We start from the raw sequence: 26779 nt of genomic DNA on the forward strand, positions 1-26779 counted from the left end.
CATTACTTTAGTAGGTCTAATCCGTGGATTACACATAGAAATGGGGGCGTTGAGCCCCCATCAGGATTAGGCGGGCATTTTACGTTCCGAAGCCCTTCCCGTCTATCTAAATTGGTGCAAAAAACGAAACAAACTTATCTAGAACCTGTTCATAGCCATTTCATCCCTGCGCTGCCCCCTCAAAAATTGCCAGGCTAGGCGCGACGGAGGAGGTTTAGCCATCTAAATGACGGAGTCGCAACGACGCATGGCAATTTTTGAGGCGGCAGCCCTTCGGGGCGGGAGCCATTGGGCACATGGCGGCGTCATCGGTCGCTTGCATAGAGTCACTATGCGGCGCTTCCTCTTTCTTGCCCTGCACCCAATGGCTATCGCCGCAGGGATGAAATGGCTATGAACAGGTTCTTAAGCTTAAAACGGGCTCAAAAACCCAAACCCATCTGGTCGCCAGAACGGGGCGGAACCTTGAATTGAGTGGTATCTAGCCGCCAAACCGCCCGGTTTTGTAGCTGATGACGGCGACAAGTCAGCAGAAAACGCTGCTTGATCAGGTCGGCAAACACGCCCTGCCCGCGCATGCGCTGGCCCCATTCAGAGTCGTAATCCTTACCGCCGCGGGACTGCTGGACGAGGCTCATCACATGCTCAGCCTTTTGCGGAACATGGGCTTGCAGCCACTCTCTGAAGATTTCCTTTAACTCGTGCGGCAGCCGCAGGAACACATAGTTGGCACCCTGAGCGCCCGCCTCGGCAGCCTGTTTGATCACCTCTTCTAGCTCCGAGTCATTCACAAACGGAATGACTGGCGCGAACAGAACAAATACCGGAATCCCCGCATCACGCAGTCGACGCACCGCTTTGAAGCGCGCGGCGACAGAGGCGGCACGAGGCTCCAGAGTGCGTTTGAGGTCGTCCCGAAGGCTGGTGATGGAAATAGCGACTGAGACCAATTGCTTCTGCGCCATCTCGGCCAGTAGGTCGATGTCCCGTTCCACCATCGCCGATTTGGTCAGCACCGTCGCCGGATGCTGGAAACGAGCTAGCACCTCCAATAGCGAGCGCGTCACCATCAGCTTTTTCTCGATCGGCTGATAGGGGTCTGTGGCGGAGCCCAGATTAATGGAAGAGCAAACGTAACCAGGCTTGCTCAGCTCCTTCTCCAACAGCTCCGCCGCGTTGTGCTTGTAGAACAGCTTGGTTTCGAAATCGAGCCCAGGGGAGAGATTCAGATATGAGTGAGTTGGCCGAGCAAAGCAGTAGATACAGCCGTGCTCACAACCACGATAAGGATTAATCGACTGATCGTAAGGAATGTCCGGCGATTCATTACGCGAGATGATGGATTTCGCAGTCTCACGGCTCACCGTCGTTTGCGGTGCAGACGGCAGCTCTTCCAGCAAATCCCAACCATCATGCACGTTTTCAACACGCAGGGACTCGAAGCGCCCCTCAGAATTACTGACCGCGCCGCGTCCTTTAATGGGCTGGTCAGGATTTCTTTTCACAGATCGCAGTTACTAGACTTCATTTGGTGTCAATTCCACAAAAAGCTCAGTGTGATACCCAGAGAAAAGCTGCCCAGACGAACTGTCTGCCACGACACAGTGACCCGGCATATTGGCAAGCTCACCTAGGAATACATAAGAGCGCTTCGACTTAAACGGATACTTCATGGAACTGCCTGCAGCGCTTGGAGAAACGAACCGGACCAAACTCAGCTTCCGCGGCTTCTTCATGCTTTTATCCCTAGCAGACTACTAAAGCCCCAAGACATCCCGCATTTCATACAAACCGGGAGTGCGGCCGCTTAACCAAGCTGAGGCCTTCACCGCGCCGTTGGAGAAATTCATGCGGCTGGTGGCTTTGTGGCTGATCTCGACGCGCTCGCCATCACCGAGGAACATTACGGTGTGATCGCCAACAACATCGCCACCACGGATCGTGGCAAAGCCAATGGTCTTGCCATCACGCGCGCCAGTGTTGCCGTAGCGCTCGTAAACAGCGCAGTCATTAAGATCACGACCCAAGCCTGCTGCCACAGCCTCGCCCATGCGCAACGCAGTGCCGCTCGGTGCGTCGACCTTGTGCTTGTGATGCGCTTCGACAATTTCAACATCGTAATCATCGCCCAGCGTCTTGGCAGCCAGCTCCAGCAAACGCAGCGTCACGTTGACGCCAATGCTGTAGTTGGCCGAGAGACAAATCGGAATCTGCTTGGCAGCAGCGCCAAGTTCCGCCTTTTGCTCAGGCGTAAAACCCGTCGTACCAATGACCAGACCCTTGCCATGCTTGAGGCACAGCGGCAGCACAGCCAGCGTGCCTTCCGGACGTGAGAAGTCGATCAGCACATCGAAGTCGTTGATCGCAGCAGCGAGGCTGTCCGTTACCAGCACGCCAGAAGCAGGCAGACCCGCGAGCGCAGAAGCGTCCTGACCCAGCAGCGGATTACCTTCGCGATCCAGCGCCACGGCAAGTTTCACCTGCGAGTTCTGCGCGGCAGCTTGGATAATGGCGCGGCCCATGCGGCCGGTGGCGCCGAGTACGGCGATGCGAATTGGATTGCTCATAAACGTCACTGAATTTGAAGGCGCACAGGATAACCGCCTAGCCCGACTAAGGGGATAGGCAGTGCAAAATTTCAAGGAAATCAGACGTCGAGTTCGTGCGGCTGTGCCGCAAACGCAAAGGCCAGCGAGCCTTCACCGACATTCACGCCGCCGGTGATGCTCATGATGCTCTGGAAGACCTCAATCCCATGCTCACGGCAGATCTTCATTAGCTCGTCGTAGCCGGGCAGCTTTTCCATCTCAGTCAGTTCACCGCCGTAGCAAAGGCTCAGCGTTGGTGTCAGCAATTGGTTTTGAGTGATGCGTCGGCCGATATAGGCAAAGCAACGTTCGGCGCTGTCATCAAAGTGGCGCAGCTTGGCGACTGGCCCGGTCTCGTTTCGATATGCACGCAGTAGCGGTTTGATATCCAGCGCCGTACCCAGCACAGCGCTCACCCAGCCAACGCTGCGATCACCTTTTTTCTGTGCACGCGCACGAATGTAATGAAGATTGCGCGGGATCATGTAGCCGTAGGTGTTTTGCACAAGAGACTCAAGTCGCTCACGAATCTTGTTGGGATTCGGATTGGTCTTGATCATTCGCACGGCTTCGATAGCCAGCAAACCCTGCCCTGCAAATAAGTTCTGCGTATCAATCACACGCAGTGCGAATGGCCCAGATACACCGGCCTGCGCTCGCGGCGCTTTGTATTCACTCAGAATCGCAAAAGATGCCTTGACCGCGTTTTCATAAATCGGGCTGCGGCTGCTGGCAATCGTCAGGCAAAAAACAAAATCGTAATCCAGTACAAGCCGCGTCAAAAAAACTTTTTTGATCTGCTCGACGGTGAATGGAGAAGTGCCCGCATCGCTGGCACTGGTTTGATGTTGCCTGTAGAAATTGAGTGTCGCTTCCGGGTCGCGCGTATCCACCAGATCTTGCTGACCCAAATGAATAGTGATCGGCAGAATCTGGATATTGTTTTCACGAATAAAGTCCGGCGGGAGATCGCACGCCGAATCTACGACGACACCAATACGCATGCTCCTCTCCTCAATAGTTATATCGCCGGAGGACTTCTAACGAAGCGGCCCTATTTTGGGTCCTGCTTTCGTTCACGCATTTTGGCTTCCTGCCAAAGCGCCTCCATAGCATCCAAGCGCTGAGGATGGCCGATTGGGGGCAGTTGTTCAACACTCTCAAGAATGAAGCCAAAACGACGGCTGAACTTGGCATTGGCCTCATTCAAAGCCCGGGCCGGATCAACTTTTAAATGCCGCGCCAGATTGACGGCCATAAACAGCAAATCGCCCAACTCGTCGCGTGTACGATCAGGGCCTTCAGAGACCGCCTCTTTTAGCTCGCCGACTTCTTCAGCCAACTTGTCCCAGAGTTCTTGAAGCTCACGCCAGTCGAAGCCGAGCTTGGCCGCGTCAAGCTGGATGCGCATTGCCTCATTCAGCGGCTCAACCATTGAAGGCAGTCCATTTCTGCGAGAGATTCCACAACATACCCGCCGTTGCGCCCCAGATGCGATGCGAGCCAAAGTTGAGCTCAAAGAACGGCACCTTGAGGCCGCTCTGCATAAAGAATTTGCGCTCATAGCTATCGGGTGCCAGCACCATTTCCAAAGGCACTTCGATGAGCTCCGCCACTTCAGCTTCGTGCGGAAATAGCGGCGGCTCGCCGCTGACAATGCCAACCACGGGCGTAACCATGTAACGGGTGATGGTGGGATAGTCATCCAGATAACCAATCACTTCGACGCTCTCAGGCGGCAGCGCGACTTCTTCTTGTGCTTCGCGCAGTGCATTCGCCGCGACAGAGACATCTTCTTCATCACGTCGTCCGCCGGGGAAACTGATCTGGCCTTTGTGCGAACGCAGATGATCCGCACGACGCGTCAGCAAAACCGTATATCCGCTTGGGCGCTGTATCACCGGCACCAGAACCGCCGCAGGACGCAGGCTGCGCATCAATGCTGGCGTCAGAATTTTTTCCATCTTGAACGGCAATTCGAAAGCCGACATCGGACGCGGTGCGACATCGCTCGTATCGGCCAGCGCTGCACGCAGTTTTTGTTCCAGAGCCTCAGACATCAACGAATCCCCAAGCACTTCCACCAAACAGTCTCTTCATTTTTTCTCGCACCGATCAATATTTAATCGGGCCAATGAGAGTGTACGCGATGAACGCGCCGCATCCTCTACAATGCAGGCTCTGATCTTCGGCCATTCATGTCCCTAACTTCCCCCTATCACCAAGCGCTCACGGAACGCTTCATGCAAGTGGTTCCGCATGTGCGTGAACTTGGTATGCAGATAGTTGATCTGCAAACTGAAGGCATCCATATCCGCCTGCCCTATCGTGAAGAATGGCTCGGAGATGTTGTGCACGGACTGATCCATCCCGGCATCATCAGCACGCTCGTTGATAGCGGCAGCGGCCTCGCCGTATTGGCACGCCTCGAAAATCCCGAACCCATCGCTACGCTGGATTTGCGCATGGACTATCAACGGCCCGCACTCAAAGATCTCAGTCTGGACTGTCGCGCCGAAGCCTATCGCGTGACGCCGCATATCGTGTTTGTACGCGCCAAGGTTTGGCAGACGGATGAAGACAAACCGATTGCGTTGTCGCAATTAGCGTTCATGCGTTCGTCCACCAGCAAAAAGCGTGTCGTATGAGCAACGCATTTTCAGAAGCACGCCGCATTGCACGCGAAAGTAGAAATTACGACGCACTGACGGCGCTGATGCCTTACGCACGTTTCATCGGCGTGAAATTGGTAGAGGTCGATGGCCAACCGCGCGCGCAGTTGCCTTATCGCCCTTCACTCATTGGCAACGCTCAAATGCCTGCGTTGCACGGCGGCGTCACCGCAGCCTTTATGGAAAACGCAGCGCTCATGCAATTGCTGTTACAACTGGATGAAACTCGCGTGCCAAAAAGCATCGACTTCGCCATTGATTATTTAAAACCTGGCCGCCCAGAAGATATCTATGCTGACTGCAAGATTTCACGCTTGGGCCAGCGTGTTGCACATGTCGCGATCAACTGCTGGCAGCGTTCGCCAGATCAAGTGATCGCTGTCGCCCGCGGGCATTTCTTACTGACATCAACAGAATGAGCACAGACCCTAGGTGGTACACCGTTCGCGAGATCGACGAGCGACTCGATCTCCCTAAAGGCAGCGCCTTTCGCCGGTTCAAAAAAATCGAACCTTTCTTGGAAGAAGGCGAAGATTTTCTCGTTCTACACCACGAACACGATCGTGCAGCGATTGAGCCTTTACGTGCGGCAGACCGCATATACGAGGCCAGCATCAATATCGTATTGATCGATAAAGAGACCTATGAACGCAGCATGAAAGCCGAGCCACAGTAAAGGCTTTGAAATGGCATAGCCGTAATCGATATTTCCTAATTCGTTTTTCGTTGCTATGACACGGCAGTGGGGGTACGATCCCGACTCCACTTTTTAGTACTAAGGTAATTCCAATGTCCGTCGCTCTCGACCTGATCAAGAAACTCCCTGCCGCATTCAACGCTGACGGCGCTGCCGGCACCAACGCCACCATTCAGTTCAACACCTCGACGCCTGCTTACGTTGCTATCGCTAACGGCGAATGCACCGCCAGCGAAGGCACCGCTGCAAACAGCGACGTCACCATCACCATGGAAGACGACGATTTCGTTGCCCTGATGAAAGGCGAACTCAACGGCATGACCGCATTCATGACCGGCAAACTGCAGCTCGACGGCGACATGATGCTTGCTCAGCGCATGCCTGCTTTCTTTGATGCCAGCAAGCTTGCCTAAGAACGAACACGTCCGCGTGATCGAAACCCTGGGCCCAACGGCTCAGGGTTTTTCATTTGCGCTTGAAGAAGCTCAAGAAGAATCTGAACAGCGCATTCAGCTACGCGCCCTGCACCTGCCGGACTACGGCCCGATCTACGCTGACTGGCTAGGCAATGAAGTAAAACGCCGTATCGCCGCAGGCCGCAATCAACTCGTAGCGCGTGCTGTCGGCATGCGCAAAGCCGTTGATCTGAAAATTCTCGATTGCACTGCCGGCCTTGGACGAGACAGCTTTACGCTCGCTGCGCTAGGCGCTCAAGTCACCATGACCGAGCGACATCCGTTGATTTTTGCTTTGCTGCAAGACGCAAAAAAGCGTGTTGAGAACAGCGACCAATATGCCGCCGCCATCAAGCGTGTCGAACTGCTGAACTGCGATGCCGTCGATGTGATCAATCGCGAAGCCTGGGACGTTATTTATCTCGACCCCATGTATGAGCATCAAGGCAGAACCGCGCTGCCACAGAAAGAGATGCAGATCTTTCACGACCTCACAGTTGGCTCACCCGATGCCACGCCGCTTCTTATTGCCGCACGTAATAGCAGCAGCAAACGCACGGTCGTAAAGCGAGCAGCAAAAGCTGAATGCCTAGGCAATATAAAACCCGATCTTGAACTCGCAGGCTCACAAGCGCGTTTTGATATTTATCTAAAAAAAGAACCCATCGGCATGGGTAAGTTTCTCATCCGCTGATACGCCATGCGAACGCTCACAATCATTCGCCACGCCAAATCTTCTTGGGAACAGGAAGGGCTTAGCGATTTCGAACGTCCACTGAATGAGCGTGGACGGCGTGATGCGCCAGTGATGGCAGCACGGCTAAAGAAAGACGCAGCTCAACCTGACTTACTGGTTTCAAGTCCTGCACTACGCGCCATCACAACCGCACGCGTGTTTGCAGATGTCTTAGGCATTCCAACAGAAAACATTCAGCTGCAAGCCAAGATTTATGACGCATCGCTAGGCACACTGCTGAACGTCGTTCAAAGCCTAGATGATCAGTACCCGCACATCGCATTGTTTGGGCACAACCCCGGCCTGAGTCAATTAGCGCAACGGCTAGCTGAATGTAACGTTGATGAGCTACCTACCTGCGCCATCGTGCAAATTTCATTGCCGATAAAACACTGGCGCGACGCAGGTGCCGAGATCGGCACGCTCAGCTATCGCAGTTGGCCCAAGGATCAGAGCTAGTTACACAGGGCCTTGAGCTGGGTTTGATAACGCAGCGCATTCTGAACGTAATTCATCGACATCATTTTGATCACCTGCACTTCTTGCGGCGTTAGCTCGCGCGTAACTTTTGCAGGTGCGCCCATGATCATGGAGTTGTCGGGGAATACTTTGCCTTCAGTCACCAAAGAATTAGCGCCGACAATGCAATTCTTGCCAATGCGTGCGCGGTTCAGCACGACGCTTTTAATGCCGATCAAAGTGTTGTCGCCAATATCGCAACCATGCAGCATCACCAGATGACCGATGGTGCAATCACGGCCAATGCGCAATTTAAGGCCGGGGTCGGTGTGCAGCACAGAACCGTCTTGCACATTGCTGTTCTCGCCCACGATGAGATCATCGTTATCACCACGCAGGGTGCAGTTAAACCAGACGTTGGCATTTTTTTCTAAGATAACGGATCCGATCAAGGCAGCATTGTCAGCAACCCAAGCACCTTCTTTTATCAGTGGCTCGCGTGGCCCTAAGCTATAAAGCATGATGAACTCCCAATCTCAAAAGATTTCGACAAGATAATGCGCGCGACTATGCAGCCCATGACGAGACTCATGCAAGCACTGATCTTGCTGCTGGCACTCAGCGCTTGCGGCGGAGAAAAAGTACCGCAACTTCCACGCCTTGCGAGCGATGCAACCGTGCTCGCTTTTGGCGATAGTCTGACCTATGGCACAGGCGCTAAAACTGAAGAAGCCTATCCCGCACGCTTGGCCCAGATCACCGGACTCAACATCATCAATGCGGGAATCCCAGGCGAAACAAGCGCCGAAGGACTCGCACGTTTGTCCTCAGTTTTAGATGAGACAGAACCCGACTTGGTGATTCTCTGTCTGGGCGGCAATGACATGTTGCGCAAGCTCGATCTGATGAAGATGCAGAGCAACCTCAGTCAAATGATTCGCGAGATTCAGGGCCGCAAGATTGCTTTGATCTTATTGGCAACGCCAAGGCCGAGCATTTTGAATCTCAAATCAGATCCAGTTTATGCGGCCTTAGCTAAAGAAAATAAACTGCCGATTGAAAATGAAATCTTCGCCGAGGTCATTGCCGACAGCAACACGAACTCAGATCACATTCATCCCAATGCTCGTGGCTATCAAAAAGTTGCTGAAGCTATCGCCGAGCTCATGCGTAAAGCTGGCGCGATTTAGAACTGATACCCGACTGTGAATGTTGTGGCGAACTGAAGACGATCCAGCGTTAACGGACTATCCGCTGCGTCAGACAGCAGTCGCTGACCGCCGGCCAGAACATTGATTACCCAATGATCCGTGACCAACCACGTGACACTGCCGCCAGCGTTGACTGATTTGAGCCCTGCATGTGCGGTGTACGTCGGATAACCCGACGACGCAGATTGCGCTGGCGTCACGCCAAAATAGCGCGACATATATGCGTCATCAGCCAAGGTCACGCTGGGGCCGATAAAGACGAAAAATGTTTTCTTGCCGTAGACCGGCATGTACGCGCTGACGTCGGCGATCCAGCCATTGTGTCCGCCCAAACCACGGCGTGCGTCGGCGCGTAGCACCACGGGGAACAGTAAATATTCGCCGAAGAATTTGATCTCTGGCGCAGTGTTGACGTTGCCCAGACCATTGGTGTCATCGCTATCTACAGCGCGACGTCCCAGATCAAAAACCATCGCTACACCTGCACGATAATTTTTATCACGCAGAAGATTTACGCCGATGCCCTCGCCAGTCGAAGCAAAAGCGATATCGCGATATCGGATGGATACGGTTGGACCGCCCATCACATGCTGCTCATCCGAGCCGTCGTAGCGTGGGCCGAAGGCCACGCTGGCACCACCAAAAACGGACCACTTGGGAATCGTCGGACTCATGCTGGTTCGCATCAACTCACCAGCTGAATACGTCCACTCTGGCAATGGCGAAGGAGTCTGTGCTTGAACAAGCTGCGGCAAACACAGCAGCAATACGCAAAGAACGGAGCGAACAATTTTAGTCTTGAGCAATTTCAACTTCGGGTACTGATGCATGCAGGCCTCCCGAGAAAATTACGGCGCGGTCTTCTGTGGCACAGCCTTCTGTTGTTTCAGCAGATTAAGAATGCGCTGTCGCAGGTCCGTGGTAAAGCCCGGGCCGTAGCCATGATAGATGTAATGGATATGCCCATCCTGCTGAATCAGGAAGGTCGCGGGAAGTCGCCAAATGCCATACGTCTTGGTTGAAACACCCAGCACATCATCGACCACCGGGTAACTCACCGGCACACGCTCAAGAAAACGCTTAGCCAGTTTGACGTCGTTATCGATGCTCACGCCCAGTACTTCGAAGCGATCGCCGTAACCTTCGCGCACCAAATCATTGCGCATGCCATTGAGTTCGGGAATCGCCTCGATGCAGGGCCCGCACCACGAAGCCCAGAAATCCACGACGACCACGCGGCCCGGCGTTCTGAGCTTGCTGAGCTTGATGCCTTCGGGTCCTTGCAAAACAACGCCCGCAGCTTCAGGTGCCAGTTCACCGGGATCAATTGCAAAAGCAGAGAGCGGCAACAAAGCAGCAAAAGCCAGTAGCAAACGCGAGATCAGCATGGAAGTTCTACTTTAAGCGGCGGCAGGTACGCGCGGGCGCTGCGCCATACCGAAGCCATGACCACGCTCAAGCAAGTAATCCAGCCATTTGCCGAGCATTAAATTGCGTCCCCACTGATGGTTGAGGAAACGACCCACTTCCGGATCGCCGCCCTCCGCCGCCAGCCAAGGTGGCCGGTGACTGCACTCCAGCGCTTCAACAACCTCAGCATCACGATACACGCGTATCCACAAGTCCGGATGGTGCTTTACACCGTCCTCACTGATGAATTCATACGTTAATTTTACGGTGAGTGTGTAGCGATCACGCGCCAGCACCGTCAGATGCAAAGGCGGGTCTGTTTCGCTGGTGGAAATTGCTTTCTCGAACGGCGGATTGAGTTCTGGCAACAACTGCTGCAACAGACGGAAATTACGTTCGTAGATTTCCATCAGGTGCGCCAAGCGTCGCGGCTTGCCGCAGCAGGGACAGATGTAATCGGTGCTCGTGATTTGCATTTGTGGACTATAAGATATCGAAAGCCAACCCTACAACGAAGAACATCATGGCCGTACGTGAAATTGCGACGAAAGCATACTTAGACCAGAAATCCGGTACTGCTGGGCTCCGCAAAAAAGTGGCCGTCTTTCAGCAGCCACACTATCTGGAAAATTTCCTACAGTCAGTTTTTGACTGCGCACCAGAACTCAAAGGCCAAACCCTAGTACTAGGCGGTGACGGTCGTCACCACAACCGCGCCGCAATCCAAACTGCAATCGCGATTGCCGCAGGCAATGGCATTCAGCGCGTCATCGTCGGACAGGGCGGCCTGCTGTCGACACCTGCGGCCTCACACCTCATTCGCCTGCGCAAAGCGGCGGGCGGCCTTATTCTCACTGCCAGCCACAACCCTGCAGGACCAGATGGGGACTTTGGCATCAAATTCAATATCGGCAACGGTGGCCAAGCCAGCGAGAGTCTGACCGATCGTATTTACGAGCAAAGCAAAGTGCTTAGCCGCTATCGGATTTTTGAAGGCAGCTATGTCGATATTGATCGTCGCGGCCTGCAAACCATCGGCGATATGGAAATTGAAATCGTCGATTGTGTCGACGACTACGCCGCATTGATGCAAGAGATGTTCGACTTCGATCGCATCCGCGAATGGTTGCGCAAAGGCCACAGCATTCGCTTTGACGCCATGCACGCTGTCACCGGCCCCTACGCACAGCGCATTTTTGTCGAGATGCTTGGCGCGCCGCTGAACTCCATCGTTAACGCCAGTCCGCTGGAAGATTTTGGTGGCGGGCATCCCGACCCGAATCTGATTTACGCAAAGCCGCTCGTCGATTTGTTGTTCGGCGATCGCGCACCAGATTTTGGTGCTGCATCTGACGGCGACGGTGATCGCAATATGATTCTCGGCCGCGGCATCTTCATCTCGCCGGGCGATTCACTGGCGATGCTCGCTGCGCACCTCAACAAATTGCCCGGCTACAAAGATGGCATCGCGGGCATCGCACGCTCCATGCCGACCTGTCGCGCAGCAGACAAAGTCGCCAAGGCCATGGCCGTGCCGATGTACGAAACACCCACCGGCTGGAAGTTCTTCTGCAATCTGCTCGAGACCGGGCGCATCACCATCTGCGGCGAAGAAAGCTTCGGCACCGGCTCTAGCCACGTTCGTGAAAAAGACGGCCTCTGGGCGGTGTTAGCTTGGTTGAATGTGCTTGCAGTCACTGGCCTGTCAGTGAAAGAAATCGCAGAAGCGCATTGGAAACACTACGGTCGCCACTACTACGCGCGTCACGACTACGACGAACTCTCCGCAGCAACCGCCACGCAAGTCATGCAGCATCTCGCTGGCCTTGGCACCGAACTGCCGGGTCAGAAATTTGGCGACTGGACGGTGACACAGGCGGATGAGTTCAGCTATCAAGATCCGCTTGATGGCAGCATCGCCGCCAATCAAGGTCTACGCATTGTGTTTGGCGATGATGCACGCATCATCCTGCGACTCTCGGGCACCGGCACCAAGGGCGCAACGCTGCGTCTTTATCTGGAACGCTACGAGCAACATGAATCTTCACTTGCATGGAAAACCAACGAAGCGCTCGCGCCACTGGTCAACATCGCGGACAAGATCATCAAGCTTGGCGAAATCACTGGACGCAAAGCACCGAGTGTCATCACCTGAGAACTCGCCTAGCCTCGGTTCGTTAGCGCACTGACGCTGTAATAACTCATCGCATAGCATGCTCGACCCTGAAATGTGCCGATGCACGATTGAGAATGTGATCGACACATTGGAGCTTTAAAATTGAAGGATCGACAGCCTCGCTGGGCAGGATGCCTATTGCTTGCGTTTATAACGCTGGCCATGAGCGGCTGCGTGATTACATCCATGCCACGCGTTCAGAGCGAAACCAAACCCTTCAACTTCGAACGTGATGCCTTGTCGTTTCCCAATGAATTGGATTGGGTTTATCGCGAGAATGCTGAAACCGGCAAGATGAATTTTGCTCAGGTTGATCCAGCACCGGATTACATTCATCACTGTTTTGTAGTGGTGAGAGTCGCTAAACAATTTTTCCTTCACGCCCGCTTTGACGCTAGCGCAGAGAAAGTTGATCAGAAAACTTATCGCGAGCTGGTGCGTGAAGTTTTGTCGCGCAGCCCACGTGATCTTGAACCGGATCCACGGCGTGTGGTGATCCCCGGCTTTGCTGACCTACGTAGCTTTAGCACCGCTTGGAAAACCTTAATCAAGGATGAAGCGGGTGGCTCGTGGCAAAGTTACGTACAGCTTGGAAACTGGCGCATGATTCTGCCGTTCACGCGCAACGGCCATCAAAGAACAGTCGATCAGTTACTGACAGAACTCAAAGCAGATTGGCCGCCGATCGTGCATATCGTGACCTTCCCCATCATCACGATTAATCACGCATTGCTGATCTACGCCGCACATGAAACGGACACGACGATTTTGTTTGACGTCTACGATCCGAATAATCCAGCAGAGTCCGGAAAGCTAACTTACGATCGTGCCACCCGCACTTTCATCTTTCCGGCAACAAATTATTTTGCAGGCGGCCCCGTCAATGTTTACGAGGTCTATCACGGCCTTTATTTCTGACGCCGCTTAGAACGACTGGCGGCGCAGATCTTTTTCCTGCATCACTAAGGTCGCCATTTCTTCAATCGACATTGCCGCAGAGCTGATGAAAGGAATGTTGAAGCGGCGATACAACTGCTCAGCCTGACGCAACTCGTAAGAGCATTGCGCCAACGATGCGTATTTAGAACCGGGACGGCGTTCGCTACGAATCTGCGACAGACGCTCCGGATCAGACGTTAGCCCGAAGCATTTATCCGCCAGACCGTCCAGCGACTTAGGCAACTTCATATGCTCAAGGTCGTCTTCAGTCAGCGGGAAATTAGTGGCGAACAAGCCGTGCTGTAGCGCCAGATAAAGGCTGGTCGGCGTTTTACCGCAGCGCGAAGGCGCGATCAGGATCAGGTCGGCGCGCGAAAGGTCGCGCGTGGACTGGCCATCGTCATGCTCCATCGCGTAATTCATAGCAGCAATACGCGTGTTATAGCGTTGTGAATCGGCCAAACCGTGTGCGCGGCCCTGCGCATGGGTCGATTTCTGCTGCAACTCGCCTTCTATTGTGTGGACGAAACCATCGAACAGATCGAGGAAAAGGCAGTTACAGGCGCGCAGAATCGCACGAATTTCGTCGTTAACCGTGGTGCTGAACACCAAGGGACGCGCCTCCTGACGGGCAGAAAGCTGATTAATCAGGTCTACCGTCGCCTGCGCCTTCTCTGTTGTGTTGATGAAAGGCAGGGTGGTCTTCTTAAAATCGACCGTATCAAACTGTGTCAGCAGGGTATTGCCCAAGGTCTCGGCGGTAATGCCGGTTCCATCAGAAACAAAAAAAACAGTTCTTGGTTGCCCCATCGATGAATCCCTTACAATTTGCGCCGAATTGAGGCGATCTTACCGAATCGGCCGCCGGCCATGCTCCGTTTTAATGAGGCGGGCGGAAAGCGTCTCAATCATCATGGACAGATAACCCCGCGGCGCTCCGCTTTCCGGCAGGGCGGCCATTGGGACTAATGAATCAGAAACCGGGAAACAACGTGAGCAATAACGTTCTGTGGTACTCCGAGCTAGGCATGCACGACGTCGAAATCGTCGGCGGCAAAAATGCCTCTCTGGGCGAGATGATCCGCAACCTCGCTACCTCTGGCGTCAAAGTGCCAGATGGCTACGCCACCACCGCTTCAGCCTATCGCGAGTTCCTCGCACACGAAGGCCTCGCTGATCGCATTAATGCCATGCTCGATGCACTGGACATTGAAGACGTTCAGGCGCTCGCCAAAACCGGCAAGACCATTCGCGAAGCCGTGATCAAAGCGCCCTTCCCGGCTGCGCTTGAAGCAGACATCCGTAGCGCTTACGACAAACTGGTTGCTGACTCCGGCGCAGAAATCTCGGTTGCCGTGCGCTCATCCGCAACTGCAGAAGATTTGCCAGACGCATCCTTCGCTGGTCAGCAAGAAACCTTCCTCAATGTCAACGGCATTGAGAATGTTCTGCACGCGATCAAAGAAGTTTTCGCATCGCTGTACAACGACCGCGCCATTTCCTACCGCGTGCATCACAATTTTGTGCACTCGGCTGTTGCGCTCTCCGCTGGCGTACAGCGCATGGTGCGTTCGGACAAAGGCTCATCGGGCGTGCTGTTCACGATGGACACCGAATCCGGTTTCCGTGATGCCGTGTTCATCACCGCAAGCTATGGCCTCGGCGAAGCCGTGGTGCAAGGCGCAGTGAACCCAGACGAGTTCTACGCTTACAAACCCAACCTGCTTGCTGGCAAGCCTGCCGTGCTCAAGCGCGGCCTTGGCGAAAAAGCCAAGAAGATGATTTACACCGCAGATCGCTCGCTCGGTAAAACCGTTGAGTTCGTCGCGGTGCCGCCAGAACAGCGCAATCAGTTCTGCTTGAGCGATGCCGATGTCGAAGCACTCGGCCGCCAGGCGCTGATCATCGAAAAACATTACGGCCGCCCGATGGATATCGAGTGGGGTAAAGATGGCATTGATGGCCAGCTCTACATCCTGCAAGCACGTCCAGAAACCGTGCAGTCACGTGCCGCCGCCAACACGCTGCGTCGCTACAAACTCAAAGGCAAGAGCGAAATCCTCGCTGAAGGCCGCGCCATTGGTCAGAAGATCGGCGCCGGTCCTGTGCGTCTGCTCAAGTCCATCAGTGAAATGAATCGCGTACAGGCTGGCGATGTTCTCGTCACCGACATGACGGATCCAGATTGGGAACCGATCATGAAGCGCGCCAGCGCGATCGTCACCAATCGCGGCGGTCGTACTTGCCACGCTGCAATCATTGCGCGTGAACTTGGCATTCCTGCGGTCGTTGGTTGCGGCAACGCCACTGAAATTTTGAAAGACGGCGAGCACGTCACCGTGTCTTGTGCCGAAGGCGACACCGGCCACGTTTACAAGGGCAATATCGATTTCGCAATCGATGAAGTCGCGCTCGACAAGATGCCGGACATCCCAGTCAAGATCATGATGAACGTCGGTACGCCAGAGCAGGCATTCGACTTCGCCGCACTGCCGCACAAAGGTGTAGGCCTCGCGCGTTTGGAGTTCATCATCAATCGCCAGATCGGCATTCACCCGCAAGCATTGCTGGAACTCGACAAGCAGAGCCCAGACGTGCGCCGTATGATCGATCAGATGATCGCGCCTTACGGCAGCCCAACTGACTACTTCATCAAGCGTCTCGCCGAAGGCATCGCCACCATCGCTGCAGCGTTCGCGCCAGAGCCAGTGATTGTGCGCATGTCCGATTTCAAATCGAACGAATACGCCAACCTCATCGGCGGCAAGCGTTATGAGCCGCACGAAGAAAATCCGATGCTCGGTTTCCGCGGCGCATCGCGTTACATTTCACCAACATTCCGTCCTTGCTTTGACATGGAATGTAAGGCGATGAAATATGTGCGCGACGAAATGGGCCTGACCAATATCAAGGTCATGATTCCTTTCGTTCGCACCATTGGCGAAGCCAAGCGCGTTAACGAAATTCTTGCTGAGAACGGTTTGAAGCGCGGCGAGAACGGCCTGCAAGTCATCATGATGTGCGAGCTGCCATCCAACGCGATTTTGGCTGAACAGTTCCTCGAACACTTCGATGGTTTCTCCATCGGCTCCAACGACATGACGCAGCTGACGCTGGGTCTGGATCGTGACTCCGGCCTGATCGCACATCTGTTTGATGAGCGTGACGATGCTGTCAAAGCAATGTTGAGCATGGCGATCAGTGCTTGCCGCAAGAAAGGCAAATACATCGGCATATGCGGCCAGGGCCCATCGGATCATCCGGAACTCGCGAAGTGGCTGCTGGATCAAGGTATTGAATCCATGTCACTGAATCCGGACACTGTGGTTGAAACTTGGCTGTTCCTCGCAGGACAAACCGCACACTAAGAGATCACGTCATGCTGCTACGCGCCGCCTTCGCTGCACTGTTGCTCTGCCTAAGCGCATGCGCGCGGGCAGAAGATGCACAGCCCGCATCGCCGGCGGCGCAAGCAGCAGCGGCACTCCCGTTTGATTACTGGTTGCTGTCGCTATCGTGGTCCCCGCAGTATTGCCGCGATCATGTTGGCGATCCGCAATGCCTGCGGCCTTACGCCTTTGTTGTTCATGGCCTGTGGCCGCAGAACGAAGTGGGTTATCCCAAAGACTGCGGACGCAGCGACTTGGTGAGTCAGAAGTGGTTGAAGCGCATGTTGCCGATCATGCCGAGCGCCAAATTGATTCAGCACGAATGGCGCAAACATGGTGTGTGCAGCACGATGTCGATGGATGAGTACTTCATGACCGTCGAGCGTTCTTATCGCAACATCGCAATTCCTTTGATCTACCAAGAGCCCAAGGAATACATCAACACGACGGCCGAAGAAATTCAGCGCAATTTTCTCGCCGTTAATCCCGGCCTCACCGCGGATCGCATCGCACTGCAATGCTCTGGGCGTTTCCTTAAGGAAGTTCGCGTCTGTTACGACAAGAATTTCCAATTCCGTAGCTGCGGCTCCGATATTGAAGACCGCTGCCGCGATCAAATTACTTTGCGCTCTACGCGTTAAAGCCCGCTGCGATGTCATCAATCACACTTGATGACCTACGTCGCTACGCTGTCGCCCGCACACTCTTCACACCGACTACCTTAGCCAAGGCAATTGAACGTCTTGGCTTTGTCCAGGCCGATCCCATTCGCGCTCCCGCACGCGCGCAGGATTTAACGCTGCGTCATCGTGTGCGCGACTATCGTGCCGGTGATCTCGAACGCAGCTACGCAAAGCTGGCGATTGAAGAAGATCACTTCGTCAATTACGGCTTTATGTCACGCGAGCACGCGGCCTTGATGCACCCACGTCTCACCGACAGAAAGTGGGATGCCAAAACAAAACGCCAAGCCGCCGACATTCTGAGCTTTGTACGCGAGCGCGGCGCGGTGCATCCACGTGAATTGGAGCAGCACTTTGCGCATGGCCGCGTAAAGAATTATTGGGGCGGCAGCAGCAACGCCGGCACAAAAATCATGGGCGGCCTGCATTACCGCAGCCAGCTGCGTGTCGCACGACGCGATAACGGCATCCGACTTTACGAAGCATTGCCCGAGAGCTTCGGCGCAATCCACACACTTGATGATGCACAGCGAGCCGCACAATTGGTTGAGCTGCTGATCCGCAAATACGCGCCACTCCCCGCCGCCAGCCTGACTTATCTCGTGCGCCTGCTGGTCAACTACGGCGCACCGCATTTGGTCTCGCAGGCACAGCAAGCGATGCGCACTGCACACGAACTGCTCGCTTCATCCAGTATTGATGGCACGACTTGGTATTGGCCCGCTGATGAAAATCCCGCCTCTGCCCGTCACAAAGTTAAAGATGAAGTGCGTTTACTGGCACCGTTTGATCCCGTCGCGTGGGACCGCCGCCGCTTTGTGCTGCTGTGGGATTGGACCTATAAGTTTGAGGCTTACACCCCGCCCGCCAAGCGTCAGTTCGGTTACTACGCGCTGCCGCTGCTGTGGCGTGACCAAGTCATCGGCTGGGCAAACGTGTCGATGGACAATGGCCAACTCCATGCCGACTTTGGCTATGCCAAGAGCAAACCGCGCGAAGCGGCATTCAAGACCGCATTAGATGAAGAGTTGCAGCGCATGGCGCAATTCCTGATCCCTCGCAGCTAATGAAAATATTGATGAAATCACTGCTTTATTTCTTTGCATTATCTAAACGCTTCTATATAATTCGCGTCCCGTACAAAACGGGGCTATAGCTCAGCTGGGAGAGCGCTTGCATGGCATGCAAGAGGTCGTCGGTTCGATCCCGACTAGCTCCACCAGTTACACAGTTTCGTTTTAAAGGTCTTTACGTCCCCATCGTCTAGAGGCCTAGGACATTACCCTTTCACGGTAAGTACCGGGGTTCGAATCCCCGTGGGGACGCCAGTCAACAAAAAACCCGCCGAAAGGCGGGTTTCTTGTATCTGCAGCTTAAAGACTGCAGCGAATTAGGGATCTAGATCAAGCTCATACATCCAACCATTGATGCCATCGCGCGTTTCGATATGGCGCCAAGAGCCGTTGGCATTGACGATCTGACGCTTGCTCTTCCGCAGGACTGTTCCTGCTGGCAAGACATTGCCCTTGGTCGCCTCACCAGTCGGCCGGCCATGGATGTAGGCGTCTTTCTTCAAAATCACCTCATCACCGGACTGCTTACGGTCAGTCGCAGCCTGCAGCACGGCAGCTAGGCGAGCGAGGTTGATGGTGTTTGCGGGAGTTGTTTTGGTTGAGTTAGGAGGGCTTACTGCGTCTTCGGCCCAAACTAGCGGGGATACCGCGATCATTGCAGCGACGATTGACGCCCTGCGCAAACCCCTTTTCTTACGTTTTTGAACCATGTACCTAACTGCCTCCATGCATCTGCATGGCAATTTAGCATCGTCCTTTACGTGATGTAAGAGTAAAAACAGCGTAGGTGAAAACTATATTTCACTGTCCGTGATTGCCGCTTTACATCAATATACTGTTTCCAAATCTATTCCTATAATTTTAAAAGCTAATACTTTTTCACAATCAAATTAGCTCGGCGATATCGCCAAAACTAGTTCGTCGCATAAATCTGGTGACTGTGGTGACTCTTAGGCTCCCAGAGCTCGATGCCCTGCTCGACTTCATGAGCCTGAATCAGGCTTGAGCCACTGCCGGTGGTGGTGTCGACGAAGGCCGACTCCAACACTCGAATCAATCCGCGGATATTGCCGTGCCAGCGGCAGTCACGAATACGTGCCCAAGCTTCGCGGCTCAAGCCGGTAGGTGCAGTCCACGTTGTGCACTTGGAACCGAGACGCGCCAGTGCGGTTGCAACGACAGCAATCATGTCCTCTTCGCGCTTGGCAAGTTCCGGCACCTGCAAAATCGCCGCACCCATGCGCGTGAACTCATCGAGATTCACGGCGTTCTGTAAATGTTCCCAACTGCGGTTGCTGGCAAACAGCAGCGCGCAATCCAGTTGCTGTTTAGCCGAAGCACCAAACGGCAAGTACTGACCGTTATCGAGCGCTTCCATCAGCACTTCCATCACCGCGCCTTTAACGCCGTGGCTTTCATCGAGGAACGTTACGCCATCACGTGCGTGCGTAAATGCGCCGGTACGAGCGCCCGCGCCAGGGAATGCGCCAGATACATGGCCGCAGAGCAAAGATTTAATCGCTGACTTATCGCCGGTGTTTTCAGCAGAAAGGTTGATCGAAACAAAGCGACCTTTATCGCGTACCAAATAGTAGTAATACGCCAGTGTGGTTTTGCCGCTGCCGGGGCCACCGAGCAAGCAAGCGCGGGTGACACCGTTGAGTGCAAAGCCGCGAATACGTGCGACCAGCGCCTGCAACTCTGGGCTGAACACAAAGAAACTTTTGAATGCACTGTTCTCGATTTCTGTCGTGACCGGCATGCGGATCACGTTGGCTTCTGTCGGATGTTGCAATCGCTTGCTCAGCTGCTCTCCAACGTCAACGCTGTCATGCGCAAGAATCAAACGGATGCCGCCGAGCTTGCCATCCGACGCGCGTCGATCCAGCCATTTGCCTAGGCTCACAAGCTGCGTGCCGCTGATCGCAATAATGAGTGTTGCGGTCTTGCCGTTTTGTCGAGCGAGCAGCACTTTGTCGGCGATGCCGTCGAGCTGCGCCGGATCGATAAACATGGTCATGACGAAATCGCTGTCGATGCGAATCGCATCGGCCTTTTCAGGCAACACAGAAAAATCAACGCGACGACTTTCTGGAAGTGATTTGCGGATGGCGTCTGCGGCATCGCCGCCGGCCATGACGAGACGGTCACCAAAAACCCGAAGGTAGAGACCTGACGTCGCCTCTGAACCCCAGCTCGATTCCACGGGTTTTCTGTTGTCTTTGAAAAACATGCCGACCTCCCTGTGCGCATTGACGAAGCAAGGATAGGCCCGCGTTACGCGCCACTAGAGATAAAACCGACCGACGGACTAAACGCGGATGAAATACGGTCTTAAGTTGCTTCTGAGCCAAAAAAACGCCCCAGCTAGTGGGGCGTTTTGAGGATGCTTAGACTTTCTCGAAGAACTTTTTGGCCTTACTGAGCCAAGATGAAGTCTCAGGCGTGTGACGACCGCCCTCGCCTTGCAACGATTCCCCAAACTGGCGCAGCAATTCTTTTTGCTGCTTGTTGAGCTTCACCGGCGTTTCGAGCACGACCGTGCAAATTAGATCGCCGACCGGGCCACCGCGCACAGACTTAACGCCCTTGCCGCGCAGCTTGAACTGTTTGCCGTTCTGCGTGCCTTCACCAATGTGCAGCGACTCTTTGCCGGTGAGCGTTGGCACTTCTTGATCACCGCCCAAGGTCGCCGTGACCAGCGAGATTGGAATCGTGCAGAACAGATCGCTACCTTCGCGCTCAAAGAATTCGTGAGGCTTTACGTTGATCTGCACATACAGATCACCGGCTGGCGCGCCGGGGCCACCACGTTCGCCTTCGCCACTTAAACGAATACGATCGCCTGTATCGACGCCCGCAGGAATTTTCACTTCCAAAGTTTTTTCGCGACGAACCTTGCCCGCGCCGCGGCAGGTCTTGCAAGGATCGGTGACAACAACGCCACGCCCACGACAATGCGGGCAAGACTGCTGCATCACGAACGGCCCTTGACGCATGCGCACTTGGCCCGAGCCGTGGCAGGTTGAACACTCGGACGGCTTCTTGCCGTTCGCAGTGCCGTGACCTTTGCAATCACCGCAATCATCCATCGTTGGAATACGGATATTTTCGGTAGAACCGAACACCGCTTGCTCCAACGACAGCTCCATCACATAACGAAGATCAGAGCCGCGACGAGGACCACCGCGTCCGCCACCACCGCCGCCAAAGATGTCGGAGAACACATCGCCGAATAAATCGGAAAAACCACCAGCGCCACCAAAATCGCCGAAGCCGCCGCCGCCACCGCCACGCTGCATACCTTCGTGACCGTGTCGATCATAGACCGCGCGTTTGTTAGCGTCGGTCAGCACTTCGTAGGCTTCGTTCGCTTCTTTAAATTTTTCTTCAGCGGTGTGATCGCCCGGATTACGGTCCGGGTGAAACTTCATCGCCAATTTGCGATAAGCCTTTTTCAGGTCATCGTCGCCCGCTTCTTTGCTGACGCCGAGAACTTCGTAATAGTCACGCTTACTCATGCAGAAATAACCTTTTCGATGCGACGGTCTGGAATAAACCAGATGGCCGCCACCAGGACGTACAGAGCGTCCGAAATCCATTGATTGTAGAAAGCGAGCGGGATTGCCGCCGCGTATAGAACTGGTGAAATCTTGCCTGCGAAATCCTTGCCAAGTGCGCCTGCCAGTTCAGATTCAGCGCCACCATTCACGCGAATGATTGCGCGCTGGAGAATGAAAAAGGCGATGGACGCTGCGAGCAGTACGACGCCGTAAGCTGCAGTCGGTAACGCTGCAAAATGATTTTCGCCCATCCAACCCGTCGCGAAAGGAAACAGCGAGAGCCAGAACAACAAGTGCAAATTGGCCCACAGCACACGTCCATCAACGCGATGCGAAACGTGGAGCAAGTGATGATGGTTGTTCCAGTAAATGCCGACATAGATAAAGCTCAGCACATAACTCAGGAACACCGGCACCAACTCAGCAAGCGCAGCCAGATCCGTGGCGTGCGGCACCTTCATCTCCAGCACCATGATGGTGATGATGATGGCGATGACACCGTCGCTGAATGCTTCTAGCCGCCCTTTGCCCATACTCAGCCCCTTATTACACAAAAACACAGGCGCCCATTCGGGCGCCTGTGTCTTACGAACTAACCGCTAGCCTTACTGCTTGTCTTTGACTTCAGTGAACTCAGCATCGACGACATCGCCGTCTTTGCCGCCAGCCGCCGCGCCAGCTTCAGCGCCGCCTGCTTCGCCACCGGCCGCATCAGCGCCCTTCTTGGCGTAGACGCGTTCCATCAACTTTGCCGAAGCCTGAGCCAGTGCTTCGCTCTTGGCGTTGATCTCGGCAATTTCACCGGACTTCACTACATCACGCAGTGCAGTCACAGCGGCTTCGATCGAGGTCTTCTCTTCAGCCTGTACTTCTTCGCCCAGATCCTTCAGCGCTTTTTCGGTGCCGTGGATCAGCTGGTCGGCCTGGTTGCGGGCCGTGATCAGCTCGTTGAACTTCTTGTCTTCTTCAGCGTTGGCTTCAGCGTCCTTGATCATGTTCTTGATCTCTTCGTCGCTCAGGCCAGAGTTGGCCTTAACAACGATGGACTGCGTTTTGCCGGTGGCCTTGTCCTTGGCGCTAACGTTCAAGATACCGTTAGCGTCGATGTCGAAGGTCACTTCAACCTGCGGCACGCCGCGTGGTGCTGGTGGAATGTCCTGCAAGTCGAACTTGCCGAGCGACTTGTTGGCCTGCGCGATTTCGCGCTCGCCCTGCAACACATGCACCGTCACTGCGCCTTGGTTGTCTTCGGCGGTGGTGAAGGTCTCGCTCTTGCGGGTCGGGATCGTGGTGTTCTTCTCGATCAGCTTGGTCATCTTGCCGCCGAGGGTTTCGATACCCAGCGACAGCGGCGTGACATCGAGCAACAACACGTCTTTCACATCGCCTGACAACACAGCGCCCTGAATCGCAGCGCCGACGGCCACGGCTTCATCCGGGTTCACGTCTTTGCGCGGCTCGCGGCCGAACAGTTCTTTAACAACGTCCTGCACCTTCGGCATACGCGTCTGACCGCCGACCAAGATCACTTCCTGAATTTCGGAAGCGTTGAGGCCTGCGTCTTTCAGCGCGGTGCGGCAAGGGCCGAGGGTTTTCTCGACGAGGTCTTCCACCAACGACTCCAGCTTGGAGCGCGTCAGCTTCATGTTGAGATGCTTAGGGCCGCTCGCATCTGCCGTCACGTACGGCAGGTTGATGTCGGTCTGCGTGGTCGACGACAGTTCGATCTTGGCTTTTTCAGCAGCTTCTTTCAGACGCTGCAATGCCAGCGCATCTTTCTTGAGGTCGATGCCGGATTCTTTCTTGAATTCGGTTGCGATGTAGTCGATCACGCGCATGTCGAAGTCTTCGCCACCAAGGAAGGTGTCGCCGTTGGTCGACAGCACTTCAAACTGGTGCTCGCCGTCGACTTCTGCAATTTCGATGATCGAAACGTCGAAGGTGCCGCCGCCGAGGTCATACACAGCGATCTTGCGGTCGCCCTTGACCTTGTCCATGCCGAATGCGAGTGCAGCTGCGGTGGGTTCGTTGATGATGCGCTTCACTTCGAGGCCAGCAATCTTGCCGGCGTCTTTCGTCGCCTGACGCTGGGCGTCGTTGAAGTAAGCAGGCACGGTGATCACGGCCTCGGTCACTTTCTCGCCGAGATAATCTTCAGCCGTCTTCTTCATCTTGAGCAGGATCTGCGCGGAGATTTCCGGCGCTGACATTTTCTTGCCCTTGGCTTCAACCCAAGCGTCGCCGTTGGTGGCCTTAACGATTTTGTAAGGCACCATGCCAATGTCTTTCTGCACAACGCTGTCTTCGAAACGGCGACCGATCAGGCGCTTCACGGCGTAGATCGTGTTGTGCGGGTTGGTGACAGCCTGGCGCTTAGCCGAGCGGCCGACAATGATCTGACCGTCGTCTGCGTAAGCGACGATTGAAGGCGTGGTGCGCTCGCCTTCTGCGTTTTCAATAACCTTGGTGTTTGCGCCGTCGAGAATCGCGACGCAGCTATTGGTGGTGCCGAGGTCGATGCCGATAATCTTTGCCATGGTACTGCTCCAAAAAATTAGGTTTACGTGTACTGCCTTGATGACACTTTATTTGTGGGTGCCTTAGCTCAATTCAAGAGCTAGGACTGTGCTGGGGCCTTCGCCACCACCACCATCGCAGGGCGCAGCAAGCGCTCGTGCAACTTGTAGCCCTTCTGCATCACAGCCATCACGTGGTTAGGGGCCACATCGGCCGATTCCACCATCGTCATCGCTTGATGCGCATCTGGGTTGAATGCTTCGCCGATCGGATCAACCGTGCGCACGCCATTCTTTTCCATGAAGGCCATCAACTGGCGATAAGTCAGCTGCATGCCTTCGACCAATGCTTGCACCTGTGCATCCGGTGCTTCGCTCGCCTTGATACCCAGCTCAAGGCTGTCGGTGATTGCCAGCAAGTCACCCAGTAATTTCTCGGAAGCGTACTTACGGGTGGAGTCCGCATCGCGCTCAAGGCGGCGACGGGTGTTTTCAGCTTCAGCAGCGCCGCGCAACTGCGCATCACGCGCGGCAGCAACCTTGGCTTCGGCTTCGACCAGCTGCGCTTTGAGCGCGGCGATCTCAGCTTCAGGGCCAACAGGGCCTTCAGGCTGTTCAATAATTTCGGTTTCGATGTTGTCGCTCATGTCTCTAGCCAAGCTCGTTTTCACACCCATACCGCCCAAAAGCGGAATAGATTGTGATTAAGTGTTTAATTAATTAAAAAGTAACAACAAAATCGCGCAAGAACCCAGCTGCGAACCGGTTAATCGCCACGACTACACAACATTTGGGGTCCAACTGGTCGCTTTTCAAGCCCTTAGCCCCCACGGCGTCAGCGAAAAGCGGCGGAATGATACGGGGAGTTAGCGTGGGGCGCGAGTCGGCAGCAGAAATGGCTGTGATCGTAGGCTGGGTTACCGCGAAGCCAAACCCAGCATTTCGCAAATCGAGAGTTGTTGCTGGGTTTCGCTACGCTCCAACCCAGCCTACGCACTTTCACGTAGCCCGGGTGAAACCCGGGATGTGCGCCAATTACAAAAGACCCGGGTTGCACCCGGGCTACGTCACTCACAGATTTGGTTCTTACTCAGCCTTCAACCCAGCCGACAGCAACCTAGCCGTCTCCGACACAAGCGGAATAATCCGGTGATAAGCCATACGCGTAGGTCCAATCACGCCGAGTACGCCAGCGACCTGCCCGTCCACGTAATAAGGCGAAGTCACCACGCTGCACTCATCGAGCACTTTGTAGCCTGACTCTTCGCCAATAAAAATCTGCATGCCTTGGGCATTTAGGGTTTGGTCGAAGAGGCTCAGCAAATCCTGTTTGCGATCCAGCGCGTCGAACAGATTGCGCAGGCGCGAGACGTCGGTCATTTCTTGGAAGCCAAGCAAGTTTGAACCGCCGGCCAAAACGTAATCTTGTTGCTGCTCGTGGCCGGACAATGCTTGCTCGGCCATCGTTGCTGCATCACGCAGCGTTTGATTGACGCGGGATTGGGCGTCGACGACGTCGTCTTGCAGTGCGCGGCGCAGGCTTACCAACTCGCGACCGGCATAGCGTTCGTTCAGTGCGTTGGCATAACGCTCTAACTCGTCAGCGCCATAATCGCGATCGACATTAATGATGCGGTTTTGCACTTCGCGTTGATTGACGACGAGGATCGCGAGGACGCGACGATCGGACAGCGGCAGAAAATCAATGCGGCGCAGAACGGCGAGATTGCGGCGCGGCACGGTGACGACACCGGCCATGCGAGAGACGGATGAGAGCAGTGTGCTGGCGGCTTGCACCAGATTCTCGGGGGCGCGATCGCGTGGCAGCAGTTCGTCGGCGAGGCTGGCGTAGATATCTTGCGATAGCGATTCGGGCGCGAGCAGGCTGTCGACGAAGTAGCGGTAACCGCGATTGGTCGGAATGCGGCCGGCGGAAGTGTGCGGCGAAGCAACAAAGCCGAGCTCGTCCAAATCCGACATCACATTGCGGATGGTGGCAGCGGACACACCCATGCTGGCCATGCGTGAGAGCGTGCGGGAGCCGACGGGCTGGCCGTCATGGATATAGCGCTCAACTAAAAGCTTGAGGAGTTCAGCGGCGCGGGGATCGAGTGGATTGGACATTTGATGACAGTACCGTAACAAGCCACATCGTATAAAGGGCGATTCCTTTCGACAAGACCGATGCGAACCGCTACTTTATACGCATCTT

At 54.8% G+C, this 26779-nt stretch carries 29 protein-coding genes and 2 tRNA genes; 14 read left to right on the plus strand and 17 right to left on the minus strand.

The features are described 5' to 3' along the window. Window positions 1-422: 422 nt before the first annotated feature. The 5 genes from CJD38_RS05170 to CJD38_RS05190 form a co-directional block, all read right to left on the minus strand. On the minus strand, window positions 423-1505 hold the full coding sequence (locus CJD38_RS05170; RefSeq protein ID WP_206362889.1) for a PA0069 family radical SAM protein: 1083 nt from the start codon (window positions 1503-1505) through the stop codon (window positions 423-425). A 252-nt stretch (window positions 1506-1757) separates the two neighbouring features. Further along, window positions 1758-2567, minus strand: coding sequence for a 4-hydroxy-tetrahydrodipicolinate reductase (gene dapB, locus CJD38_RS05175; protein ID WP_107939256.1), 810 nt, complete (start codon window positions 2565-2567; stop codon window positions 1758-1760). Window positions 2568-2647: 80 nt separating this feature from the next. Beyond that, window positions 2648-3592: a DegV family protein gene (locus CJD38_RS05180; protein WP_107939257.1), complete on the minus strand. Its 945-nt coding sequence runs from the start codon at window positions 3590-3592 to the stop codon at window positions 2648-2650. A 50-nt stretch (window positions 3593-3642) separates the two neighbouring features. Then, window positions 3643-4023 (minus strand): MazG nucleotide pyrophosphohydrolase domain-containing protein, encoded by a 381-nt coding sequence (locus CJD38_RS05185; protein WP_107939258.1) that lies wholly within the window; start codon window positions 4021-4023, stop codon window positions 3643-3645. Beyond that, on the minus strand, window positions 4016-4648 hold the full coding sequence (locus CJD38_RS05190; RefSeq protein ID WP_107939259.1) for a CoA pyrophosphatase: 633 nt from the start codon (window positions 4646-4648) through the stop codon (window positions 4016-4018). Before CJD38_RS05190 ends, CJD38_RS05185 begins: the two co-directional genes overlap by 8 nt. A 138-nt stretch (window positions 4649-4786) precedes the next feature. On the opposite strand from CJD38_RS05190, the gene CJD38_RS05195 reads away from it, so the two are divergent. The 6 genes from CJD38_RS05195 to CJD38_RS05220 all read left to right on the plus strand — a co-directional run bounded on the left by CJD38_RS05195 (window position 4787) and on the right by CJD38_RS05220 (window position 7607). After that, window positions 4787-5236, plus strand: a complete 450-nt coding sequence (locus CJD38_RS05195) for a PaaI family thioesterase (RefSeq protein WP_107939260.1) — start codon at window positions 4787-4789, stop codon at window positions 5234-5236. Then, a complete protein-coding gene (locus CJD38_RS05200; protein WP_107939261.1) occupies window positions 5233-5679 on the plus strand; it encodes a PaaI family thioesterase in 447 nt (148 codons plus the stop codon). The genes CJD38_RS05195 and CJD38_RS05200 overlap by 4 nt, the downstream gene beginning before the upstream one ends. Next, a complete protein-coding gene (locus tag CJD38_RS05205) occupies window positions 5676-5936 on the plus strand; it encodes a hypothetical protein (RefSeq protein ID WP_107939262.1) in 261 nt (86 codons plus the stop codon). The genes CJD38_RS05200 and CJD38_RS05205 overlap by 4 nt, the downstream gene beginning before the upstream one ends. Window positions 5937-6049: 113 nt before the next feature. After that, window positions 6050-6370: an SCP2 sterol-binding domain-containing protein gene (locus tag CJD38_RS05210; protein WP_107939263.1), complete on the plus strand. Its 321-nt coding sequence runs from the start codon at window positions 6050-6052 to the stop codon at window positions 6368-6370. Beyond that, window positions 6351-7106, plus strand: a complete 756-nt coding sequence (locus CJD38_RS05215) for a class I SAM-dependent methyltransferase (protein ID WP_107939264.1) — start codon at window positions 6351-6353, stop codon at window positions 7104-7106. Before CJD38_RS05210 ends, CJD38_RS05215 begins: the two co-directional genes overlap by 20 nt. Before the next feature lie 6 nt (window positions 7107-7112). After that, complete coding sequence (locus tag CJD38_RS05220; RefSeq protein ID WP_107939265.1) at window positions 7113-7607, plus strand: SixA phosphatase family protein; 495 nt, start codon at window positions 7113-7115, stop codon at window positions 7605-7607. Here CJD38_RS05220 and CJD38_RS05225 read toward each other — a convergent pair. Further along, on the minus strand, window positions 7604-8128 hold the full coding sequence (locus CJD38_RS05225; RefSeq protein ID WP_107939266.1) for a gamma carbonic anhydrase family protein: 525 nt from the start codon (window positions 8126-8128) through the stop codon (window positions 7604-7606). The genes CJD38_RS05220 and CJD38_RS05225 overlap by 4 nt on opposite strands. A 57-nt stretch (window positions 8129-8185) precedes the next feature. Between CJD38_RS05225 and CJD38_RS05230 the strand changes: the two genes are divergently transcribed. Continuing rightward, window positions 8186-8797: an arylesterase gene (locus tag CJD38_RS05230; RefSeq protein ID WP_206362890.1), complete on the plus strand. Its 612-nt coding sequence runs from the start codon at window positions 8186-8188 to the stop codon at window positions 8795-8797. Here CJD38_RS05230 and CJD38_RS05235 read toward each other — a convergent pair. Genes CJD38_RS05235 through CJD38_RS05245 form a run of 3 tightly spaced genes read right to left on the minus strand, consistent with a single transcriptional unit; the run spans window position 8794 to window position 10638 of the window. Beyond that, a complete protein-coding gene (locus CJD38_RS05235; RefSeq protein ID WP_107939268.1) occupies window positions 8794-9648 on the minus strand; it encodes a MipA/OmpV family protein in 855 nt (284 codons plus the stop codon). The two genes, CJD38_RS05230 and CJD38_RS05235, sit on opposite strands and share 4 nt — an antisense overlap. 18 nt (window positions 9649-9666) lie before the next feature. Further along, window positions 9667-10206: a TlpA family protein disulfide reductase gene (locus tag CJD38_RS05240; protein ID WP_107939269.1), complete on the minus strand. Its 540-nt coding sequence runs from the start codon at window positions 10204-10206 to the stop codon at window positions 9667-9669. A gap of 12 nt (window positions 10207-10218) precedes the next feature. Beyond that, entirely contained in the window at window positions 10219-10638 is a 420-nt protein-coding gene (locus CJD38_RS05245; protein ID WP_240783531.1) for a DUF1249 domain-containing protein, read from the minus strand. 113 nt (window positions 10639-10751) lie between these two features. Between CJD38_RS05245 and CJD38_RS05250 the strand changes: the two genes are divergently transcribed. Together CJD38_RS05250 and CJD38_RS05255 are read left to right on the plus strand one after the other, a co-directional pair. After that, a complete protein-coding gene (locus CJD38_RS05250; RefSeq protein ID WP_107939271.1) occupies window positions 10752-12383 on the plus strand; it encodes an alpha-D-glucose phosphate-specific phosphoglucomutase in 1632 nt (543 codons plus the stop codon). Window positions 12384-12578: 195 nt separating this feature from the next. Further along, window positions 12579-13322, plus strand: coding sequence for a hypothetical protein (locus tag CJD38_RS05255; RefSeq protein WP_146165929.1), 744 nt, complete (start codon window positions 12579-12581; stop codon window positions 13320-13322). Window positions 13323-13328: 6 nt separating this feature from the next. On the opposite strand, the gene ppsR is transcribed toward CJD38_RS05255, so the two are convergent. Beyond that, window positions 13329-14153 (minus strand): posphoenolpyruvate synthetase regulatory kinase/phosphorylase PpsR, encoded by an 825-nt coding sequence (gene ppsR, locus CJD38_RS05260; RefSeq protein ID WP_107939273.1) that lies wholly within the window; start codon window positions 14151-14153, stop codon window positions 13329-13331. Window positions 14154-14335: 182 nt separating this feature from the next. Between ppsR and ppsA the strand changes: the two genes are divergently transcribed. From ppsA to CJD38_RS05285, 5 genes are all read left to right on the plus strand, one after another. Further along, the gene (gene ppsA, locus CJD38_RS05265) at window positions 14336-16711 is read left to right on the plus strand and encodes a phosphoenolpyruvate synthase (RefSeq protein ID WP_107939706.1); all 2376 of its coding nucleotides are present in this window, start codon (window positions 14336-14338) and stop codon (window positions 16709-16711) included. Between the two features lie 11 nt (window positions 16712-16722). Continuing rightward, window positions 16723-17373: a ribonuclease T2 family protein gene (locus CJD38_RS05270; RefSeq protein WP_107939274.1), complete on the plus strand. Its 651-nt coding sequence runs from the start codon at window positions 16723-16725 to the stop codon at window positions 17371-17373. Window positions 17374-17384: 11 nt separating this feature from the next. Then, complete coding sequence (locus tag CJD38_RS05275) at window positions 17385-18482, plus strand: DNA glycosylase AlkZ-like family protein (RefSeq protein WP_107939275.1); 1098 nt, start codon at window positions 17385-17387, stop codon at window positions 18480-18482. Between the two features lie 79 nt (window positions 18483-18561). After that, window positions 18562-18637, plus strand: a tRNA-Ala gene (locus CJD38_RS05280). A 30-nt stretch (window positions 18638-18667) separates the two neighbouring features. After that, a tRNA-Glu gene (locus CJD38_RS05285) sits at window positions 18668-18743 on the plus strand. Window positions 18744-18805: 62 nt separating this feature from the next. Here the strand turns inward: CJD38_RS05285 and CJD38_RS05290 are convergent. The 7 genes from CJD38_RS05290 to hrcA all read right to left on the minus strand — a co-directional run bounded on the left by CJD38_RS05290 (window position 18806) and on the right by hrcA (window position 26691). Then, entirely contained in the window at window positions 18806-19144 is a 339-nt protein-coding gene (locus CJD38_RS05290) for a hypothetical protein (RefSeq protein ID WP_107939276.1), read from the minus strand. A 257-nt stretch (window positions 19145-19401) separates the two neighbouring features. Then, complete coding sequence (locus CJD38_RS05295; RefSeq protein ID WP_107939277.1) at window positions 19402-20721, minus strand: sigma 54-interacting transcriptional regulator; 1320 nt, start codon at window positions 20719-20721, stop codon at window positions 19402-19404. Between the two features lie 157 nt (window positions 20722-20878). Then, a complete protein-coding gene (gene dnaJ, locus CJD38_RS05300; RefSeq protein ID WP_107939278.1) occupies window positions 20879-22009 on the minus strand; it encodes a molecular chaperone DnaJ in 1131 nt (376 codons plus the stop codon). Continuing rightward, window positions 22006-22584, minus strand: a complete 579-nt coding sequence (locus CJD38_RS05305) for a TMEM175 family protein (RefSeq protein ID WP_107939279.1) — start codon at window positions 22582-22584, stop codon at window positions 22006-22008. Before CJD38_RS05305 ends, dnaJ begins: the two co-directional genes overlap by 4 nt. Window positions 22585-22656: 72 nt before the next feature. After that, window positions 22657-24588 (minus strand): molecular chaperone DnaK, encoded by a 1932-nt coding sequence (gene dnaK / locus CJD38_RS05310; RefSeq protein ID WP_107939280.1) that lies wholly within the window; start codon window positions 24586-24588, stop codon window positions 22657-22659. A gap of 80 nt (window positions 24589-24668) precedes the next feature. Further along, on the minus strand, window positions 24669-25214 hold the full coding sequence (gene grpE, locus CJD38_RS05315) for a nucleotide exchange factor GrpE (protein ID WP_107939281.1): 546 nt from the start codon (window positions 25212-25214) through the stop codon (window positions 24669-24671). 439 nt (window positions 25215-25653) lie between these two features. After that, window positions 25654-26691 (minus strand): heat-inducible transcriptional repressor HrcA, encoded by a 1038-nt coding sequence (gene hrcA / locus CJD38_RS05320; protein ID WP_107939282.1) that lies wholly within the window; start codon window positions 26689-26691, stop codon window positions 25654-25656. Window positions 26692-26779 lie beyond the last annotated feature (88 nt).

Source organism: Stenotrophobium rhamnosiphilum (genome assembly GCF_003052265.1).
Lineage (GTDB): Bacteria > Pseudomonadota > Gammaproteobacteria > Nevskiales > Nevskiaceae > Stenotrophobium > Stenotrophobium rhamnosiphilum.